This window comes from Gilvimarinus sp. 2_MG-2023 (genome assembly GCF_030547685.1).
Lineage (GTDB): Bacteria > Pseudomonadota > Gammaproteobacteria > Pseudomonadales > Cellvibrionaceae > Gilvimarinus.
Genome location: NZ_JAUOQM010000005.1, coordinates 11,095 through 15,398, shown reverse-complemented (window position 1 = coordinate 15,398; position 4,304 = coordinate 11,095). Strand labels below are relative to the sequence as shown.

The window sequence follows — 4,304 nt, the reverse complement described above, 5'->3', positions numbered from 1 at the left end:
GTGTTCGTGTTCGTGTTCGTCGCTTGCGTTCGGTTTTAACGCGGATATGTCCAGCTCGGTGTCCAACAAAGAGCATTCTCCACCAGAAAATGTCAGTAATTTTTCTGGTTGATGCAGTATCTTGGTGGCTTTTTTGACGGCGCTAACCTCACGCTCGCTCTGTGCCTGGTGCTCAAAGCCGACTAGGTTGGCCGCCGGAGATATTATCTCAACCGCGATGCTCTCATCGGCCATGGCGATTGTCATATGGGCCACGCCATGGGTGTGTGCCGCCAGGCTTTCAGCGCTGGATAATGGCGCAAGCAATAAGTAAGTACAGAACAGCACAAAACTGCAAAGGCGTAGTGTTCGGGCGGATTTTTGTGGGTGTGCAAGGGTTTTCATGTCATCGCATCCATCGTTAAAAATAAGCGGCGTTCGTCTGCTTGCAAAGGCGGGGAGCGGTGGACAATACCGTTGCCCTGATTACCGGGCCAGAGTTCGCCTTTTAAAATCGCAATATCACCGCTATGCAAGGTTTCAATTGCTTCAGCGCCAGGGTAAAGCCCGCTTGACTCATCGGGCTTGCCTTGTGCACCCAGGCCAAGGCGCGTGCGATTTAGGTTGGCGTTATCAATCCACTCGGTGGCTTTACCCAAATAAGTCGTAATCAGGCGGCAGCCAAGTTTATCGACGTGAAAACGCGGGCAGGTGGCCTTATCGGCGGTGCATAAACGCAGGCCGATGGCCTCAGCGTCCAGCAGGCAAGTTAGCATATCGGCAATTAAGCTGACGTCGTCAATAAATGCCTGACGGTGTGGGTGCTCGGGCAAACGTTCAGCCAGTGCTTGCGCCATCGCTTGGGCGCTGGCGGATAAGCGCACTTCGGTGTTGTGCGGATAATGCGACAATAAAAAAGCACTGTATTGCTCAACAGGTTCGGGCAGTTGTCGCTGCCAGATGCTCAGGTTGGTGCCGTTATTGTATAAGCTCGTTAAGACCTCTGGCGTATCGCCTACGCATAAACGGGGCTGGTCGGGTACTGAGGCTTGCAGCGCGGATGTCATTGGGCGTTGCTCCAGCTGGGGAAGGGATCATCCAGTGTTTGCCAGTGGCTTTTGCCTGCCAGCAGCTCGTCGTCACTCAGTAAACACGCATTCAAGTCTTCGGTAATAGCGGTTTGATTCAGCCCCTGTCCAATAAACACTAATTCTTGGCGCATGTCGCCAAAAGGCTCCTGCCACTTACCGCGAATAAACATTAAGGTTTCTTCGTCGCTCGGCCAGTGTTGTTTAGGTACGGCGTGCCAAAACATGCCGGCACCGCCATGGCGTGCAATGCCGCCTGCCTGGCTCCACTGTCCGGCAAATTCGGGGCGCGAGGCGAGCCAAAAGTAACCCTTAGAGCGAATCAGTTTGCCTTGTCTGGCAGGGTTTTGAATAAAGCGAAAGAACTTTCCGGGGTGAAACGGGCGGCGTGCTTGATAGACAAAACTGGTGATGCCGTACTCTTCGGTTTCCGGTGTGTGTTCGCCGCGCATTTCTTTTAACCATAAAGGCGATTGTTGTGCGCGGGAAAAATCGAACAGGCCGGTGCCGAGCACTTTGTTGAGTGGCACTTCCCCGTTTTGGATGGGCACCAGTTGCGCGTCGTGATTCAATCCGCGCAATAAACCGGTTAGAGCTTGTAAGTGCTCGTCATCGACCAAATCGGTTTTGCTGATTAAAATGATATCGGCAAATTCGACTTGCTCTACCAGTAAGTCAGTCACACTGCGCTCGTCTTCATCCCCCAGGCTTTCATCGGTGTCTGACAGATCTTTGGCCGCTTGGTACTCCGCCATAAAATTAACCGCATCGACCACGGTGACCATGGTGTCCAGTTGAGCGATATCAGATAGGCTAGTGCCGTCTTCATCGGCAAACGTAAAGGTCTCGGCCACCGGTAAGGGCTCGGAAATGCCGGTGGACTCAATCAATAAGTAGTCGAATTTACCGGATTCGGCCAGCGCGCGAACTTCCAGTAATAGGTCTTCGCGCAAGGTGCAGCAAATACAGCCGTTGCTCATTTCTACCAATTTTTCTTCACTGCGATTTAAGGAGACATCATTTTTAACCGCGTCGGCGTCGATATTGACCTCACTCATATCGTTCACAATAACCGCTACCCGGCGATTGTCACGATTGTGCAGAATATGATTCAACACCGTGGTTTTTCCGGCTCCCAAAAAACCAGATAGTACTGTGACGGGTAATTTTGCCGCTTTAGTTTGCATAAAATTTCTCTTTTTGTTCACTAATCACTTTAATATCAGTGCCGAACTCTGCGGTCGGTCTTATTAACAAACGCTCAATGCCAATGGGCTCGCCTGTTTCCTGACAGTAGCCGTACTCACCGGTTTGCAGGCGGCGCAGGGAACTGTCGATTTTGCGTAGCAGGCGGTATTCCCGGTCGGCCAGTCTGAGTTTTATGGCCATATCGTCTTCCAGTTGAGCTCGGTCCGCCTCGTCGTTACATTCGGGTGGGTGGGCCAGTTGTTGCTTAATCGTTTCGATATGTTCCTGAGTCTGTTGTTTTAGGTTTAATAAATAATTTTTAAAAAAATCTTGTTGGGCGTCATTCATGTAATCGGCCGCTGGCGCCTGGCGCAGCTGCTGTTCGGTTAACATGCGGCGCCCTCATTCAGGGCAGTGCGGCGGCAGTGAAAACGGTTGCTGAGGTGGCCACCTATTAATAGCAGGCCTCCACCAATGGAGAGCGCGGCCTCGGCCTCGTGGGGTGCCATCATGGCGGCGGCCAATAGCAGTAGACCGGTAAAACCGGCGACACTGGGCAGCCAGCGCTGATGACGCTTCCAACCGCTGGGCAGGCTGGTGAGTGCCAGCAGGGCGATGGGGGCAAAAAGTGCGACATGCACCCACTCGGAGGCAAATAGGCTGCCGATCAAACCCAGCCCGCTCATGGATAGCAAAATCGGGGTGGCGATACAGTGAATAAGGCATAGCCCTGAGCACAGGGCGGCGGTTTCGTCTTTCATGATCTTACGCTTCAATTGGAATGTTATAACATAACAATACGGCAGGTCATTGAATCGGTCAATAGGCAGATGATTCGTGTCGACTGGCCGATGTCGTGACCAATGTGTTTAAAGCGAGATTGCGAGGGAGGGGGTGTCTTGCCAATAGGCCTACCGTTTAATGAAGGCGGGGCGGCCACGGGTGATCCTTTCGGGCCGGCGCATTGCGATAGTCCGGCCCACACTCTGGAGGTCAGTTATTCAATTAAGCACTCGCGCATTTGCGCCCCAAGCTTGGCCCAGTCCAGCGGTTGATGGTGAATAATCTCTAGCCGGCTGTCTTCGCATTCATCTAGCTCCAGCATTTTCACAACGCCGTCGGCCAGGTTGAGGGCAATAATACCTTGGTCGGTAATCAGTACCGCTTTAAGTCGGTCGCAGCCGAGACCGTTAATCCAGCTGAAAGTTGGAGTAAGGGAAAATACTTGAGCCGGGTGTATCGCCCAGCCGCAACTGAAATAGCCTTGGCCTTGATTGTGTTTCTCAGTAATGGGCTGCTCTTCGCTTGGAGTCGCAAGCGTTGCTGCGGGGTAGTCACCGCCATGATGATGGGCGTGACTGGGCAGTGGGATATGTTGGTTGTAAGGCAAATTGAGCCAGTGCGCAGACAGCTTGCCCTGTTCAGCTTGGGTGACCGGGCGCTCGTCTAACTGCCAAGTCTTGAGCTGTTTGTTCATGGCCTGTAAATCGCTCTCGCTTGCCAAATCGGTTTTGCTGGCGACGATCACATCCGCGACGTCGAGCTGTTGGCGAAATATCTCGTTGCTTACGTGGCGCTCGCTGGAAAAATGCCTGGGGTCGATCAGTGTCAAACAGGCCTTGAGTTCAAGTACGCCCTGAAAACTATTCAGAAGCGTTTGAATGACCTCCAATGGGTGGCCCAGCCCCGTGGGTTCAATCAGCAGGCGGTCAAACTTTTGCGTGCGCAACAATTGCGTTAACCCCACCTGCATGGGCAACCCTGCCGTGCAACACATACAGCCGCCGGGGATTTCTTTGACCATGGTGCCGTCTTCTCGCAGCAGAGCACCGTCTATGCCTACCTCGCCAAATTCGTTCACCAAAACAGCCCAATTTTCCTGTTCGGGCTTGTGGGCCAATAAATGCTTGATCACCGTTGTTTTGCCGACACCGAGAAAGCCGGTGATGATGTTGGTGGGTATAGAAGAGGTCATGGAGATCCTGTTGGTTACGGGGTTGTTGGGTAAAGCGCATAGAGCATAGTGCTTAACGCAGAACGCAGAACGCA

The 4,304-nt window shown here is 52.8% G+C and carries 6 protein-coding genes; all 6 read right to left on the bottom strand.

Translation table 11 applies throughout. The annotated features are described in order from the left end of the window. The coding region (locus tag Q4526_RS00925) for a DUF2796 domain-containing protein (RefSeq protein WP_215974833.1) at positions 1-384 on the bottom strand (384 nt) is incomplete at its 3' end. Continuing rightward, positions 381-1,046 (bottom strand): DUF1826 domain-containing protein, encoded by a 666-nt coding sequence (locus Q4526_RS00920; protein ID WP_215974832.1) that lies wholly within the window; start codon positions 1,044-1,046, stop codon positions 381-383. The genes Q4526_RS00925 and Q4526_RS00920, both read right to left, overlap by 4 nt. Beyond that, positions 1,043-2,254, bottom strand: a complete 1,212-nt coding sequence (gene zigA, locus Q4526_RS00915) for a zinc metallochaperone GTPase ZigA (RefSeq protein WP_215974831.1) — start codon at positions 2,252-2,254, stop codon at positions 1,043-1,045. Before zigA ends, Q4526_RS00920 begins: the two co-directional genes overlap by 4 nt. Continuing rightward, complete coding sequence (locus Q4526_RS00910; RefSeq protein ID WP_215974830.1) at positions 2,244-2,648, bottom strand: TraR/DksA C4-type zinc finger protein; 405 nt, start codon at positions 2,646-2,648, stop codon at positions 2,244-2,246. Before Q4526_RS00910 ends, zigA begins: the two co-directional genes overlap by 11 nt. Continuing rightward, positions 2,642-3,016 carry a MerC domain-containing protein gene (locus Q4526_RS00905; RefSeq protein WP_215974829.1) on the bottom strand — a complete coding sequence of 125 codons (375 nt, stop codon included), beginning with the start codon at positions 3,014-3,016 and terminating at the stop codon, positions 2,642-2,644. Before Q4526_RS00905 ends, Q4526_RS00910 begins: the two co-directional genes overlap by 7 nt. Positions 3,017-3,252: 236 nt before the next feature. Then, positions 3,253-4,230 (bottom strand): GTP-binding protein, encoded by a 978-nt coding sequence (locus Q4526_RS00900; RefSeq protein WP_303609492.1) that lies wholly within the window; start codon positions 4,228-4,230, stop codon positions 3,253-3,255. Positions 4,231-4,304: the final 74 nt, after the last annotated feature.